This window comes from Candidatus Zymogenaceae bacterium, assembly GCA_016931225.1.
GTDB lineage: Bacteria > Desulfobacterota > Zymogenia > Zymogenales > Zymogenaceae > JAFGFE01.
Map to the genome: position 1 here is coordinate 64,055 of JAFGFE010000031.1, position 14,664 is coordinate 78,718.

Genomic DNA, 14,664 nt, shown 5'->3' on the forward strand with positions numbered 1-14,664 from the left:
TATTCCTCGATGGATTATTCGTATCTGTACTATTGTACTATTATTAGGTATATGAAAAGGTATATATTGCCCCCGGCACGAATCGAACGTGCGACACACGGATTAGGAATCCGTTGCTCTATCCCCTGAGCTACGGGGGCTAACCCTTAAAAAATACTACTTTTTTTCAATTCCGAATATTGTGCATTAAAGCATTTCATGTTTTTTTTGTCAAGGAGATATTTGGAATCTACGTCAGATATCCGCTTGTGCGCCATATAATGATGAATGACGGGCGATATGTATGAAAACCGCCTTCGCACCTCACCTGACAGCTTATTCCGAATCACGATACAGGGGAACAATATCAAATAATTCCACATCCACAAGTCCCCTATCTGTCAGCTTTAGCTTCGGGATAACCGGAAGAGATAAAAACGACAGGGTCATGAACGGATTTTTGACCATACACCCAAGCTTCTTTACCGCATCGATGTTTTTCGCGGCGCTCTCCGCCACATCCTCCACACATTGCTCGCTCATAAGTCCGGCCACCGGAAGCGCCATTGAGGAGATCACCTCCCCGTCTTTCACCACCGCCTGCCCTCCCCCGATTTCCATCACGTGATGAACCGCCGCCAGCATATCTCCGTCGCGTGTGCCGATGACCACGAGATTATGGGAGTCATGGGCCACCGTGGACGCGATCGCCCCGGCCTTCAGCCCAAACCCATGTACAAAACCGATTCCGATATTTCCGGTCCCGCGATGCCGTTCGAATACCGCTATCTTGATGATATCGCGCTGTGTATCCGACACCGCCCAATCACCGGACCTGGCCGGCGCCTCTTCAATCATGTCGGTTATAATTTGATCCCTGACAAGCTGTATAACCCGGGCGTTGCCATCGCGCCAGGGGACCTTCAAATCGTCTTCTGTGGGCCTCTTCAGATTGATGGAGTTCTGTATGGCCGACGGATCAAGGGGATCGACCGTGAAGGTTACCTGCCCGTTCTTTGAGACGACCGTTCCCTCCTTTATGACCATATGAATGGAAAATTCCGTCACGTCGTCAAGTACGACGATATCCGCCTTCCTTCCGGGAACCAGCGCACCCCTGTCCACAAGACCAAATCTCGCAGACGGTGACAGGGTGACCATGCGAACGGCGGTGACGGGGTCGACCCCGTGATCGATCGCCTTTCTCAAAAAGAAATCGAAATATCCCCGATCGAGCAGGTCGTCCGCGTGAATATCATCGGACACAAACGCGAGGCTGGGCCATGAATCCTTACTCACGAGGGGAAGGAGCTCATCCATGTTCTTTGCCTGGCTTCCTTCCCGGATCATGATGAACATCCCCAGATCGAGCTTCTCCCGGGCCTCTGAGAGGAGTGTGCATTCATGATCAGAGGTGATGCCGGCCGAGAGATATGCACACAGCTCCTTTCCGGAAACACCGGGGGCGTGTCCGTCTATCACCTTCCGTGCATTACGGGCCGCCTCGAGTTTACTCAGTACGGCTTCATCGCCGTATATCACCCCCGGGAAGTTCATCATCTCCCCCAGGCCGACAATCCATTCCTCTTTTAAGAGCTCGGCGATGTCTTCCGTGGTGAGTACGGCTCCCGCGGTTTCGAGGTGGGTGGCGGGAACGCAGGAGGGGGCCGTAAAGAAGACGTCGAGGGGCGCCTTCAGGGAATCATGGTACATGAATCTGATACCGTTTGTCCCCAGAACATTTGCTATCTCGTGGGGATCGGCTATGACGGTGGTTGTTCCCCGGGGAACGGCGGCCCGTGCGAACTGTGATGGCACAAGAAATGAGCTTTCGATGTGGATATGACTGTCGATGAATCCGGGAGCGATATATCGGCCGCCAAGGTCTATCGTTTCTCGACCGTCATACTTTCCTATGCCCGCTACTATCCCTCCATGTATCGCCAGGTCGCACGTTTTGATGCGCCCCGATACAACGTCGATGATACGTCCGTTTGTAAGCACCAGGTCCGCAGGCGTCCGGCCCGCCGCCGTGTCTATGAGCGGTTGCAGTTTCTTCATGGGCATGTTACGGCAGAAAAAAGAGCGGATTTCTGGCCGTGTCGTCCTTCCTGATCTCAAAATGGAGGTGCGGTCCCGTCGATCTGCCGGTGCTTCCCATCAGGCCGATTACATCGCCGGTTTTTACGGTATCCCCAACGCTCGCCTTGATGCTGCTCAGGTGAGCATATCGTGTTTCATATCCATCCTGATGAGAGAGTATCACGATATTGCCGTACCCACCCTTCACCCCTGCAAAGGTGACCGTGCCGTCCCTGGCGGCGAGAACCGGGGTACCGCTCTTGCCCGAGATATCCATGCCCCGATGCATGCGTCCCCACCTCATACCGAACAGGGAATATACCAGACCCTCAGTGGGCCAGAGAAACAGGCCCTTGTTCAGTATGATTTCACCCACGTTCGTATCGCCCTCCGGCACGATTACTTTTTTTATCTCACTCACACTGGGGATAAACAACTCCTGCCCTTCATATATAAGGTCGGGATTATAGATATCGTTGTACTCGGCGATGAGCTGCATATCCACACCGTATGTCTTCGAGATCCGCCAGAGGGTCTGTCCCTTCTCAACGGTATGATATACGCCTGTCGTGAGGGTACCGGAAGTCGTGGTCACACACGAGGCGAGCATGAAAAGTGATAAAAGGAGGAGGAGTCGATACGAAATTGCACCGATCCGCTTCATTGTATCTCCTCCAAGATCAACCGAACCGCGTCAGCGGGTGTGGTCGCATACATGACGCCGTCTATATGCCCCCAGGCCAAAAGCCCCACCACCGGCTTTCTCATCTTTAAGGCCAGGGCCACCTCGCTCAGTGTTCCGGCCCCCCCGGCGAGGGCGATCACTCCGTCGGCGGAACCGACGACCAGCGCGTTTCTCGCATGTCCCATGCCCGTCACGATGGTAACATCGACGAATGGGTTGGCGTCGTCTTTGTCTGTTCCCGGTATGATTCCCACCGCCGTGCCGCCCGCCTCCTTCGTCCCCTGTGATGCACCCCTCATCGCACCGCCCAGCCCCCCGCATATCACGATTACTCCCCTTTCCGCGAGCATTCCGCACACCTCTCTTGCCTGCGACTCAATCGCGTCGTCTTCTGTCCCTGAGCCGACAACCGCGATTTGATTCGGTTTTCTCATGCTACACCAGATATTTGATGACCACGAAACCGAGGACGATCAGTGCAAAAAACACGATGGTCAACAGATTGAAGTACTTGTCGATGAAATCCTTTATCGGCTCGCCGAATAGATAGATCAATCCCGCCACGATGAAGAACCGTGCGCTCCTGCTGACGAATGACGCCGCCATGAAGCGGATGAAGTCGATGGAACACGCCCCCGAGGCGATGGTAAAGACCTTATATGGAATCGGCGTGAAGCCCGCCATGCCCACGACCCAGAAATCATAGGCCTGGAAGAGCTCCTGAAGTCTGAGGAATTGATCCATGTACCCGTAAAAGTTCAAAATCGGAATACCGATCAGCTCCATGAACTTCAATCCGATCAGATACCCCAGGGCGCCCCCCACCACCGACGCGATTGCACACGCAAGGGCGTACCTGAAAGCCCGCTTCGGAATAGAGATGGCAAGGGCGATGAGCAGCACGTCCGGCGGTATCGGGAAAAAGGATGATTCGCAAAACGCCAGCACGAAAAGTGCCGGCATCGCGTATGGCGTCTCCGCCCAGTGAAGTACCCAGTCATACAGTCTTCTAAAAAGATGAAAGATATTTAATTTTTCCAACCATGTTCACCTATCAGCTTGACAAATCGACAATCACCCATATGGGTGCGCTTTGTTCCGTTTCCCTTTCGAGTAATTTTCACCAATTCCTGGCTGATCCTTCCCCCCACGGGTATCACAAGACTCCCTCCATCGGACAACTGGTCGACCAGTGGACTCGGAACGTCTGGGGACGCGGCGGTGACGATAATGGCGTCGAACGGCGCATATTCCCGCCATCCCTGGGTGCCGTCATCAACCTTTATGGTGATATTTGTATACCCCAACTCCTCAAGGATGCCTTTCGATCTCTTTGCCAGTTTTTCGATGCGCTCGATTGAATAGACATGACCGGCAAGCTCCGCAAGAATCGCTGTCTGGTAGCCCGAGCCGGTGCCGATTTCCAACACCGATTCCGTGCCCGACAACTCCAGCGCCTCGGTCATCAGAGCGACGATATACGGCTGAGAGATGGTTTGACCGGAGCCGATGGGAAGGGGATGGTCGTTGTATGCCTGCCCCCTGAGGGCGTCCTCCACGAATCGATAGCGGGGAACCCTGCGAAACGCGTCCAGAACTCTCTCGTCCCTGATACCCCGGGATTCTATTTGATTCGATACCATCCTCTGTGCAGAGATGGAGTATTCATCTACAGGTGCCATGTCCTCAGTTCCGCGATTGATGAGTAATTCGTCATATCGAGGTGAAGGGGAGTAATCGAGATATAGCCGTTTGTGACGGCATAAAAATCGGACTCGATGTCTGTGTTGAACTGTATTTCATGGGCGCGGATTGTATAATAGTTGCCACCACGAGCGGTTGCTTTCTTGATGTCGGTATCGTCGTATATCCTTTGCCCCTGTCTGGTAATCCTGTATGGAACCTCGTTATCGACAAGACGATCCGGGACGTTGATGTTCAGCAGCGTATCCGGCGGGACGGGATTGTCTTGTATGAAACGAACGAGTTTCGCCGCAAACCGTGCCGCCGGTTCAAAATCATGACTATGTTTCATTTCAAGGGAAAACGCCAGAGAGGGGATACCCAGAAGCATCCCCTCCTTCGCCGCCGACACGGTGCCGGAGTATGAAATATCATCCCCCATATTCGCCCCATGATTTATTCCCGAGAGCACCAGGTCCGGACGTACCGGCATGATGGTGTTTACAGCCAGGTTGATGCAGTCTGCGGGCGTTCCGTCCACACTGTATCGATCGTCTCCCAGGTTTTTAACCTTGAGTGGGTGTTTGAGGGTCAGGCTGTGACTGGCGGCGCTTCGTTCCCGATCAGGGGCGACGACAAAGACATGGTTATCACGCCCTATCCATGCGGCGAGGGTTGAGATTCCCAGGGCATCTATGCCGTCGTCGTTGGATATAAGAATATTCACACCGGAACCCGTTATGTTTTGCCGCCATCCGTATACGTAGTATCACAACAAAACATCCAAAGTCAACCTGATTTATCAGGACACTATGGATGCATGTATAAAAATATAGTCCGGTCGCCTGCGGGATCCGGTTGTGTGTGTGAGGAATGTCTTTCCAATGTACGGTGTGAAACGCAACAGGAACATTCGAGTCGAGCCCACACCCCATTCTCATATGCTATCAATTACGTCACGAAATGCTCGATTAACCGAACGATATCATCGGTGTCCATCGATCCCTTTGAAATAAAATAGTCGGCGCCGCTTTCCAGGGAAGCCTCTTTATATTCCGGTATGTCATGTTGCGTGATAACGATGATGATTTTTTCCGGGTGTGTCTTTTTAATACGGCGGGTTAATTCCAGACCATTGTTGTCCGGAAGCTTTATATCCATAAAAATCAGATCAGGCTGAACCGTCTCCACAAGCAACATCGCATCCTTGCCGCTTTTCGCCTCTTCACATCGAAACGATGAAAACCGAGAGGTAATCAGTTCTTTGAGAGAGTTTCTGAACTGATCATGATCATCGACGATGAGAACAGTCCGTTTCTTTGAATCTTTCGTTCTGTTCATGCAGAATAGAATGCGTACATGTAATTTGATAGTCGGGACAGTCTTTTAATTCTACAGATAGCGTCCACTCATGCCGGGTGTTTCACATACACCGAAATCATGTACGGCAGATCGGAAACATACTGCTTCATGCAAAAACGCTGAATATTATTTGATGTATTATAAATGTGTGTATTTCTACTTTACTCCCTCTCAAAGCTGTGGTAAATAAGGTCTTGACAGTATTTTGTTAATTATTATACCTTATTTTGTAGACTTTCACACTGTCATTTTGTTTTTTGTTTTTTGTATCATGAAAAAACACACCGTAATGATAGCGGAGGATCACACCATCCTCCGGGACGGACTCAAGTCTCTCTTGACATCCGAGGGGGATCTGGACGTGGTCGGGGAGGCCGAGGACGGAATCGTCGCCATACGACTTGCACGGAAACTTCTGCCCGACATTATCCTGATGGACCTCTCCATGCCGAAGATGAGCGGCCTCGGGGCAATCAAGGAGATCAAGAAGATCAGTCCCTACTCAAAGATACTCGTCCTCACCATTCACAACACAGACGAATATATCATGGAAGTGCTGAATGCCGGTGCGGACGGGTACATTCTCAAGGACGCCAATCAGGAAGAGTTGATCATGGCTATCAAGAGCGTCTTGAGCGGCGGCTCCTACCTGAGTCCCGGTGTATCAAAGAAGGTCATTAACGGATACCTTGAGGGGAAAAAGGAGCTGAAGGTCGTATCGGCCTGGGACAGCCTGACCCAGAGGGAAAAGGATGTGCTCAAGATGATCGCCGAGGGATATAAAAACAAGGAAATCGCCGATAACTTGTGTATCAGCGTCAAGACGGTGGAAAAGCATCGGGCCAACCTCATGAAAAAGCTTGACCTTCATAACGCCTCTGCGGTCACGGCATTCGCACTGGAAAAAGGGCTTATCAATCAGTAATCACCGATTCCGAGATGATCCACTCGGCTGAAACCTCGGTGCCTTCGTTAATCCGCGAGTCAAGATGAAACTTTCCTCCGGAGAACTCGATACGTTCTCTCATCGATGTCAATCCCATTGATTCATACCTTCGTCGGGACGCATTGAACGCCTCGAGGTCGAAGCCCGAGCCGTTGTCTCTCATCCTCAGCAGGAGCCTCTCGTCTTTTCTCTCCAAGAGAATAAAGATATGGTCCGCCCCGCTGTGTTTCACGGCATTATTGAAAGCTTCCTGAATAACCCGAAACAGGATTGTTTTAAGCCGGTGAGGAATGTCCTCCTCTTTGAGAGACATGTTCATCTCCACCGTCATGTCTTCACATCCACCCTGGTGTTCACGAACAAACCAGTTGAGCGTGGCAATGAGCCCGAGATCATCGAGGGTCGACGGTCTGAGATCCATGACGATCCGTCTGATCTCTTCTATTGTTTGCCCGGACAATTCAACCGTGGACGAAAGCATATCGTGTGTCCCTTCGTCTGACCGACCCGTTCGCCTCTTGAGACTTTCAAGCTTCATCTTGATGCTGGTGAGCGATTGGCCGATGCTGTCATGCAGCTCACCGGATATACGCTTTCTCTCGTTCTCCTGTGCCTGCATCAGGCGGGATGAAAGATGGCGGAGCCGCTGTTCCGATTCCCGTAGGAGACTTTCTGCGCGGATTCTCTCGGCGAGCTCATGTTTCAGCTCGACGTTCAGTTTATTAAGTTCCGCGGTACGATCACGAACACGGATTTCCAGTTCATCCTTTGTTCTCTTCAGCTCCTCCTGCGCCTGTTGATGGGCACGTTCCAGTCGCCTCTGGTTGAGCACCCGATCAATCACCGAGGGCAGCAGATCAAAATACCCGCTTCTGACATCCTTTACGATATAATCGCCGACCCCTATTTTCATCGCCTCCACAGCAATGTTCTCATTGCCCGCACCGGTTACCATGATCGTCGGCGGCAGTTTGTTTCTTTCGCTCAGAATTTTTGCGACCTCCAGGCCGTCGATTTCCGGCATATCATGATCGAGAATCAGGACATCGTAGGATCCCTTTTCGAATGTATCCAGGCCTTCACGTCCGTTCAACGCGATATCGACATGGTATCCCCTATTGGACAATAACTTCTGAAGCAGTTGGGCAAGGCCCTTATTATCCTCCATATAGAGTATGTTTATTTGTTCTTTAGTATCCACGGTACCCATCACATGCTGGTGTATTCATGCCGCTTTTACGATCCGTCCATGATCTTTTTATCAAGCATCTCGAAAAAGCCGCCCAAATCGATATTTCCTCCGCTGAGTATCACACCGACCCTTTTTTTCGCGATCTGAATATCATTTTTCAATATCCCCGCCAGGGGCACGGCGCCCGACGGCTCCACGACAATCTTCATCCGCTCCCAGAGAAGTCTCATGGCCTCAATGATCTCCCTATCCGACACGGTAATGATTCCGTCGACATGTTCCCGGATAATGGAAAACGTTCGAGGGGAAAGGCTCGTGCGAAGGCCGTCGGCGATGGTTGCGACCCGATCGTTTTTTACGATTTCTCCCTTTCGATATGACCGGTACGCATCGTCCGCCCCCTTCGGCTCCACCGCATAGACCCGAATGCGTTCATCGGATAGCTTCGCGGCAAGACTCGTTCCACTGAGAAGCCCCCCTCCTCCCACCGGGGCCACAATCACATCGATCCCGCCGATATCTTCGAGAAGCTCCCACGCCGCCGTCGCCGCCCCGCAGATGATCCTATCGTCGTCATAGGGGTGAACCATCGTATAGCCGTGTGATTCTATGAGGGATTCAGTCGTTGCGATACGATCCGCCTCGGTATCATCGCAGAACACCACCTCGGCATCGTACCCCCTCGTCGCCTCCACCTTCACCCGGGGGGCGCTCTTCGGCATGACGATGGTCGCCCGAACCCCCACCATGCGAGACGCCAGAGCAAGCGCCTGGGCGTGATTGCCGCTGGAATGGGTGACCACGCCCCGATTTTTTTCCTCATCGGTCAAGAGAGAAAGGGTATTCATCGCCCCCCGTGCCTTGAATGCCCCCGCCCTTTGTAAGTTCTCACACTTGAAGAAGAGAGACGCATCACACATTTCATCGATCGTCCGGGACGTCATGATCGGCGTTCGGTTGATGAAATTTTTAATGCGCGTGTGGGCGTCCCGAATATCCGCAAACGTGATCATGGATTTTCACTTATCATAATATCAGTATGACACACATGATATGTTTCTTTACAAAACGATAGCCACAATCTGCATTGATTGTCAAGCTCAAAACCACGCAGCCCTTTTACTTGCGTCTGTATGCCCGCCCATGGTATAGTTCCTCACCTTTGAAAAGGAGTGATCTCGTGGATACCCACACATCATCGGCTCCAACATCGAAAGCCGTGACGATTGCGCTCGTGCAGTCGAAACCACTCTTACTCGATACGGAACAGAACGCCGAGCGGGCGATCGATCTGATTTCCGGCGTCGATGCCGATATATTCATCTTTCCGGAGCTCTTCCTCTCCGGGTACACCTTCAAGGATATCTCAGAGGTCAAAAAAGCCGCCCTCCGTCTCGACGACGACCCGGTGCTCTCTCGGTTTCTTCGCCTCACAAAGGAGAGAAACATCGGGATATGCGGCGGGTACGCGGAGGAATCGAACGGGCGGTATTACAACTCGTCTTTCTTCCTGGGCTACGGCGAGGTGATCTCCAACTATCGCAAGACGCACCTGTTTTTTCACGAAAAGGACTTCTTCTCACCGGGCGACACCGGTTTTTCGGTATTCGAGTATCACGGCGTATGCTTTGGCATGATGATCTGCTTCGACTGGGCGTTTCCCGAGTCCGCCCGCACCCTTGCCCTCCGCGGCGCCCAGGTGATCCTGCACCCGGCGAACCTGGTGCTCCCCTACTGCCAGCAGGCGATGTTCGCCCGAGCGCTGGAGAACAGGGTCTATATCGTCACCACCAACCGCGTCGGCAGGGAGATTAACGGTGAGTTCGACAATACCTTCACCGGAGGCTCCCAGGTCGTCTCTCCGACGGGGGAATACCTGATCACCTTCGGTGAGACCGAGGAAGCCGTCTCGACCGTGACGATTGACCCGCGGGCGGCTGACGATAAAAACATCACCGAAAAAAACCACATCTTCGACGACCGGCGGCCCGAGATGTACGAATAGATACCGGCCTGTGAAAAAAAAGACGACCTGTATATCGCGCACCCGGCCAGTCCACCTTTTCCAATATTGTCCGAGGAATACCGAAAGCGCCCGGCGTTTCGCTTCGGGCGCTTTTTGATTCTGATTGGATGTACCGATAAGTGGAGACGGCCGCCGTGAGCTGCATCGTGACAATCCACAAAAAGAGTCCTGATGCGTCCGTATGTCTCGTCTCTTTACCGGCTTGGAAGAGTTGGACTCAGAGAAAATCCATATCGCACCCCAGGTGCGCCTGTTCCACGTGCAGGGCGAAGAGCCGCCGCCACCCCCGCTCCGGCGTGTCCGGAGGCACAAATGATTTCCTGCGGCGATCGAGTTCCCCCCCGTCCACAAGAATATCGATACGTCTTTTTTCCACATCGAGTGTAATCATATCGCCGTTTTTGACCAGGGCCAGCGGCCCGCCGACGGCGGCCTCGGGGGAGCAGTGGAGCACCACCGTGCCGTATGAGGTGCCGCTCATCCGCCCGTCGGAAATTCGCACCATGTCCGTTACCCCACGTCTGGCCAGGTATTTCGGGATGGGGAGAGATCCCGCCTCGGGCATGCCGGAAGCGACCGGCCCTGAGTTCCTGAGCACCATGACGTGATCCGGGGTAATCTTCAGGGACTCGTCATCAACGCGGAGTGCCGCGTCCTCCGGTGATTCAAAGACCACGGCGGGTCCTGTGTGGGAAAAGAGCCTCCCGTCCGCCGCACCGGCCTTCAGGACGGCGCCGTTTGGGGCGAGGCTCCCGGAGAGAACCACAAGCGCCCCGGGACCCTGCACCGGGTCGTCCGTTGTCCTGATCACCCGCTGCCAGTCCCCGGGGAGCGATACATCACGCAGGAGATCGCGGAGCGTCTTGCCGGTAATCCCACGTACATCGGTATCCAGAAAGCCCTCCAGTGCCTTCAGGAGCACAGGCACGCCGCCTGCCAGGTGAAAATCCTCGGCGTATTCCGTGCCAACGGGCTTACAGTTTACCAGGACCGGAATCATCCTGGATATTTCATCGAACTCCGAAAGCGAGAGCGTTATCCCCGCCCTCCTGGCGACGGCGATGAGGTGTATGACGGCGTTTGTGGAACCGGAGATGGCCGCAAGCACCGTCACTGCGTTTTTGAAGGATGAGCCCGTCAGAAAGCTCATCGGCGTGATGTCCTCTTGTATCATTTCAACGGCCCGGCGACCCGACGCCGCAGCGATCTTTAACCTCTCACCCGACGCATGTGGTGCAACCGCCGCGCCGGGAAGAGAGAATCCCAGGACCTCCACCACAGAGGCCATGGTTGTGGCCGTCCCCATTACCATGCAGGAGCCGCCCGTAAAGCAGAGCGCCCCCTCTATCTCCTCGATCTCTGCATCGGTCAGCTCCCCCGCCCGGTACTTCGCCCAGAGCCTCCTGCAGTCTGTGCACGCCCCCAGACGCTCGCCCCTCCAGGAGCCGGTCATCATGGGGCCGGTGGGAACGAAAACGGCGGGGATGTCCGTCGAGATGGCCGCCATGATCTGCGCCGGGACCGTCTTATCGCAGCCGCCCAGGAGTACCACGGCGTCCATCGGCTGGGCGCGGATCATCTCCTCGGTCTCCATCGCCATGAGATTGCGATAGAGCATGGTCGTGGGATGTGTATAGATTTCGTTGAGGGAGATGGTCGGGAAGGAGAGCGGCAGGCCCCCGGCCTCCAGAACACCCCTTTTGACGGCGGCGACCATCTCCGGCATCTGGCGGTGGCAAGTGTTGTAATCCGAGGAGGTGTCAACCACGCCGACGATGGGGCGGTTGAGGTCTTCGCGGTCGTATCCCGCCGACGCGAAAAATGCGCGCCTCATGTATGCGCTGAATTCCCTGTCGCCGTAGTTGGTAAGATTTTTCAGAATACCTTCAAACGGTTTCTTTTTCGCCATGAACACCTGCCTCCCCGTGACAAACGGCGGTAACGGCAGAGTATATTTCCCGCCGACCCGCCGCCGGTTCGTTCGCACGGAAACGGTATACAGCCATACCGATCACCGCGCACTGTATGTCCCTCAATCCTCCCTCACCACCGAAGACCCGCTCGACGGCTTTTCCCTCCACCCCCTCATCCCGTGACTTCACCGCTCTCCATGCCAAACGGACACGACCGTGCTATTGTCTCTTACAGCCCTATCTCCCTCCGGAGAGACTGGGTTTTCACGCACCAATTGCCCACGTTCCATCTCCCGAACACCCCCATCCCCCCCAATGGATCCGTGCCGTAATAGACCGGTACATGGATCAACGATACGCCGTCATGGGCCTTCGCTTCATCCAGCGCCGCGATGAGCGACTCGGTCGTGTATCCCCCAAAGAGCGCTTTCACCCCCTTCACGGCATTCGCCAGTGCGACATAGTCGACCTCAACGGAATCCCCCGTGGCGTAGACCTCTCCGTATTGATCCTGCTGCAGACCGGAAATCGCACCCATCCTCCGGTTGTCCAGAACCACGATGCATCCCTTTGCGCCGTGCTCCACCCCGTCGATGAGTATCTGTGGATTCATGACGAAGGAGCCGTCCCCCGAAAGCGCCAGGGCGTAAAACGGAGTATCCGAGAGTGCCGTGGCCAACAGCGCCGACGAGGCGAATCCCATGTAACTGGCCCCGGTCTCCGTGAACGTCCGTCCCGGTCGATCGTCCTCAACGATCTGAAATCCGTTCGCTTGGACGTCGCCGGCGTCATAAAACGATACGGCGTCGTTCTTTCTCGCCCAGTCCGACGCCGCCTTTATGACCGCCGGCTGTGTCATGACTTCCCGCTTCCATGTCTCATCGTAGATCTCCGGGGTATCGTAGCGCTGTTCTCGAAATCGATCCCACTCCTCCCGCTTCTTTCGACAGTTCTTGAACCACTCGGAGGCTCCCTTCTGTGAGGATACGCCTTTTTTCTTCAGGGCCTCGTTCAGTTTTTTCAGGGTTGCTTTGATGTCCCCGATCATTGCGGTGGTCTTCGTGTAGTGGGTTGCAGCACTCACATCGCCGTTGATATTGATGACATGCTGAACCTTCGGATAGCCGGTGCGTGAGCAGTCGGACTGACAGACGAATCTGCTGCCGACGACGATCAAGAGATCCGCCTGTTCCATGGCGTAGTTGCCCGAAATGGATCCCTTGGAACCGCCGACGGTCATGTTCCGCTCGTGCCAAAACGGGATAACCCCCGAGACCAGGGGGCTGGTCACCGCCACGCCGTCTATTCGGTCAAGAAGCTCGATCAGCTCGTCTCCGGCTTCCCGTGCCCCCCCGCCGACCTTGACCACCACCTTTTTCGCCGCGATGATCGCCTCGGTGGCCGCATCATAGAGATGATCGGCCGCCGGACCCAACGGCGGCGGCGGGTTTTTGGGAAGCATTCGGATATTGAAATCGTTGATGATCATCGGCTGGGTGTTCATGGGGAGCAACAGGTAAAACGGCCCCCGACGGTAGGGATGATCAACGGTGTTCAGCCCCCTCCGTAAGGCCACACTCACCGCCGCCGGTGTATGCAGCATGTATGAATTTCCCATGACGCCGAAAAGCTGGAGAAACAGGTTCTGTTCGTGACCCGGTATCTGCTGCATGTTCGGACCCTCGTCCTCGGTTGTTTCATCCCCCAACAGAAACCAGACGCCCAGCCCGTCGCTGAGGGGCGCAAGAGAGCCGGCCAGGGCGTGCATGGCGCCGGGGCCGATGGACGTGAAGACGCACGCCTTCTTGCCGGTCACCCACCTCAGCGCCGTCGCCGCGTGTACCGCCTCGGTCTCGTGTCTGACCGGGTAGGTCCTGACAAGTCCCTCCCCTTCATAGACTCTCAGAACTTCACCTATTTCCGTTGAGCCGTGCCCGAATATGCCCAGAAACGTGGTCACATCCTGGCGAATGAGTCCAAGGACTATTGCTTCAGAGAGGGTGATATCCGCGTATTGCGGGAGCGTGCCCGCATCAAGGGCTTCATCAATTCCCCCCGCCTCTTGTATGGCCCGCGCCCTAAGCGTTCTTTCCCGAGTGATTTTTTCCTGATCGGACATGGATCCCCCGATGTTTTTTTATTTTTTCAAGACTGCCGGAACCTGGCGGTCCACATTATACCGGAAATAAACATAGCGTAAATGCAGTGCCATTTCAAGCAGAAAAATAGTTACAATCGAGCCGAGCAGATTACAGATCCAATCGACTCCGGATACGCATCTCGAGAAGGAATGTATTTCACGTTTTTTTCATGTTTTTGTCGTTCAATCCCGTGTCAGACGGAAGAAAATGTTGATTGACAACGGCCGAAAAAAACGGTATGACATTACTACAAAAAAACTCACAAATGCGAGGAGTCGCCCGTGACCGGGAGAGGCGTCAGGACGGAAAAAACCATGAAACATTTCCGAGAATCCCTCAATATGACACTTCAAGAACTCGCCCTGAGAACGGGAATCGCCGAACAACGCATCCGGAGTCTGGAAATCCGCACCGAACGACCGAATCCCGAAGAGGCATCCAAAATCGCCGATGCGCTGAACATTTCAACTGATGAATTGTTCGAGATCGTCTCCATTCACCCCGATCCCCTCAGAAGTACCGACCTCTCCGCCCTGCTCGATACCATAGACGGTAACGCCCGGAGATTCATTTCGGATAAGGAGATACAACAGCTTGAAAACGCCCTACGCCTGTCCATCGATGCGGTGGACCGACTGAAAAACGGTCGATGACG

At 54.2% G+C, this 14,664-nt stretch carries 14 protein-coding genes and 1 tRNA gene; 3 read left to right on the forward strand and 12 right to left on the reverse strand.

What is annotated here, in order from left to right:
• Positions 1 to 67 precede the first annotated feature (67 nt).
• The 8 genes from JW885_12390 to JW885_12425 form a co-directional block, all read right to left on the reverse strand.
• Positions 68 to 140 (reverse strand) — tRNA-Arg (locus JW885_12390).
• A 175-nt stretch (positions 141 to 315) separates the two neighbouring features.
• Positions 316 to 2,040 carry an adenine deaminase gene (ade, locus tag JW885_12395; GenBank protein MBN1882966.1) on the reverse strand — a complete coding sequence of 575 codons (1,725 nt, stop codon included), beginning with the start codon at positions 2,038 to 2,040 and terminating at the stop codon, positions 316 to 318.
• A gap of 7 nt (positions 2,041 to 2,047) precedes the next feature.
• On the reverse strand, positions 2,048 to 2,725 hold the full coding sequence (locus JW885_12400) for a peptidoglycan DD-metalloendopeptidase family protein (GenBank protein ID MBN1882967.1): 678 nt from the start codon (positions 2,723 to 2,725) through the stop codon (positions 2,048 to 2,050).
• Positions 2,722 to 3,180: a TIGR00725 family protein gene (locus tag JW885_12405; protein ID MBN1882968.1), complete on the reverse strand. Its 459-nt coding sequence runs from the start codon at positions 3,178 to 3,180 to the stop codon at positions 2,722 to 2,724. Before JW885_12405 ends, JW885_12400 begins: the two co-directional genes overlap by 4 nt.
• Position 3,181: 1 nt before the next feature.
• Positions 3,182 to 3,709, reverse strand: coding sequence for a DedA family protein (locus JW885_12410; GenBank protein MBN1882969.1), 528 nt, complete (start codon positions 3,707 to 3,709; stop codon positions 3,182 to 3,184).
• A gap of 65 nt (positions 3,710 to 3,774) precedes the next feature.
• Complete coding sequence (locus tag JW885_12415; protein MBN1882970.1) at positions 3,775 to 4,428, reverse strand: protein-L-isoaspartate(D-aspartate) O-methyltransferase; 654 nt, start codon at positions 4,426 to 4,428, stop codon at positions 3,775 to 3,777.
• Positions 4,416 to 5,156: a 5'/3'-nucleotidase SurE gene (gene surE / locus JW885_12420; GenBank protein MBN1882971.1), complete on the reverse strand. Its 741-nt coding sequence runs from the start codon at positions 5,154 to 5,156 to the stop codon at positions 4,416 to 4,418. Before surE ends, JW885_12415 begins: the two co-directional genes overlap by 13 nt.
• A 224-nt stretch (positions 5,157 to 5,380) precedes the next feature.
• Positions 5,381 to 5,770: a response regulator transcription factor gene (locus JW885_12425; GenBank protein ID MBN1882972.1), complete on the reverse strand. Its 390-nt coding sequence runs from the start codon at positions 5,768 to 5,770 to the stop codon at positions 5,381 to 5,383.
• 292 nt (positions 5,771 to 6,062) lie between these two features.
• On the opposite strand from JW885_12425, the gene JW885_12430 reads away from it, so the two are divergent.
• The gene (locus tag JW885_12430) at positions 6,063 to 6,716 is read left to right on the forward strand and encodes a response regulator transcription factor (protein ID MBN1882973.1); all 654 of its coding nucleotides are present in this window, start codon (positions 6,063 to 6,065) and stop codon (positions 6,714 to 6,716) included.
• Here the strand turns inward: JW885_12430 and JW885_12435 are convergent.
• Positions 6,706 to 7,938 carry a response regulator gene (locus JW885_12435; protein ID MBN1882974.1) on the reverse strand — a complete coding sequence of 411 codons (1,233 nt, stop codon included), beginning with the start codon at positions 7,936 to 7,938 and terminating at the stop codon, positions 6,706 to 6,708. The genes JW885_12430 and JW885_12435 overlap by 11 nt on opposite strands.
• A 35-nt stretch (positions 7,939 to 7,973) precedes the next feature.
• Entirely contained in the window at positions 7,974 to 8,942 is a 969-nt protein-coding gene (locus JW885_12440; protein MBN1882975.1) for a threonine/serine dehydratase, read from the reverse strand.
• A 206-nt stretch (positions 8,943 to 9,148) separates the two neighbouring features.
• On the opposite strand from JW885_12440, the gene JW885_12445 reads away from it, so the two are divergent.
• A complete protein-coding gene (locus tag JW885_12445) occupies positions 9,149 to 9,934 on the forward strand; it encodes a nitrilase (protein MBN1882976.1) in 786 nt (261 codons plus the stop codon).
• 238 nt (positions 9,935 to 10,172) lie between these two features.
• Here the strand turns inward: JW885_12445 and JW885_12450 are convergent, their stop codons facing one another.
• Both JW885_12450 and JW885_12455 read right to left on the reverse strand, forming a co-directional pair.
• Positions 10,173 to 11,864, reverse strand: a complete 1,692-nt coding sequence (locus JW885_12450) for a dihydroxy-acid dehydratase (GenBank protein MBN1882977.1) — start codon at positions 11,862 to 11,864, stop codon at positions 10,173 to 10,175.
• A gap of 233 nt (positions 11,865 to 12,097) precedes the next feature.
• Positions 12,098 to 13,987 carry a thiamine pyrophosphate-binding protein gene (locus JW885_12455; protein ID MBN1882978.1) on the reverse strand — a complete coding sequence of 630 codons (1,890 nt, stop codon included), beginning with the start codon at positions 13,985 to 13,987 and terminating at the stop codon, positions 12,098 to 12,100.
• 336 nt (positions 13,988 to 14,323) lie between these two features.
• Here JW885_12455 and JW885_12460 point away from each other — a divergent pair, with 336 nt between their 5' ends.
• Positions 14,324 to 14,662 carry a helix-turn-helix transcriptional regulator gene (locus tag JW885_12460; GenBank protein ID MBN1882979.1) on the forward strand — a complete coding sequence of 113 codons (339 nt, stop codon included), beginning with the start codon at positions 14,324 to 14,326 and terminating at the stop codon, positions 14,660 to 14,662.
• Positions 14,663 to 14,664: the final 2 nt, after the last annotated feature.

Coding starts and splice junctions, on each gene's coding strand:
- JW885_12410 (MBN1882969.1), bottom strand. CDS start 3,709: ATGCCGGCACTTTTCGTGCTGGCGTTTTGCGAATCATCCTTTTTCCCG.
- JW885_12430 (MBN1882973.1), top strand. CDS start 6,063: ATGAAAAAACACACCGTAATGATAGCGGAGGATCACACCATCCTCCGG.
- JW885_12460 (MBN1882979.1), top strand. CDS start 14,324: ATGAAACATTTCCGAGAATCCCTCAATATGACACTTCAAGAACTCGCC.
- JW885_12425 (MBN1882972.1), bottom strand. CDS start 5,770: ATGAACAGAACGAAAGATTCAAAGAAACGGACTGTTCTCATCGTCGAT.
- JW885_12440 (MBN1882975.1), bottom strand. CDS start 8,942: ATGATCACGTTTGCGGATATTCGGGACGCCCACACGCGCATTAAAAAT.
- ade (MBN1882966.1), bottom strand. CDS start 2,040: ATGAAGAAACTGCAACCGCTCATAGACACGGCGGCGGGCCGGACGCCT.
- JW885_12415 (MBN1882970.1), bottom strand. CDS start 4,428: ATGGCACCTGTAGATGAATACTCCATCTCTGCACAGAGGATGGTATCG.
- JW885_12455 (MBN1882978.1), bottom strand. CDS start 13,987: ATGTCCGATCAGGAAAAAATCACTCGGGAAAGAACGCTTAGGGCGCGG.
- JW885_12450 (MBN1882977.1), bottom strand. CDS start 11,864: ATGGCGAAAAAGAAACCGTTTGAAGGTATTCTGAAAAATCTTACCAAC.
- JW885_12400 (MBN1882967.1), bottom strand. CDS start 2,725: ATGAAGCGGATCGGTGCAATTTCGTATCGACTCCTCCTCCTTTTATCA.
- JW885_12405 (MBN1882968.1), bottom strand. CDS start 3,180: ATGAGAAAACCGAATCAAATCGCGGTTGTCGGCTCAGGGACAGAAGAC.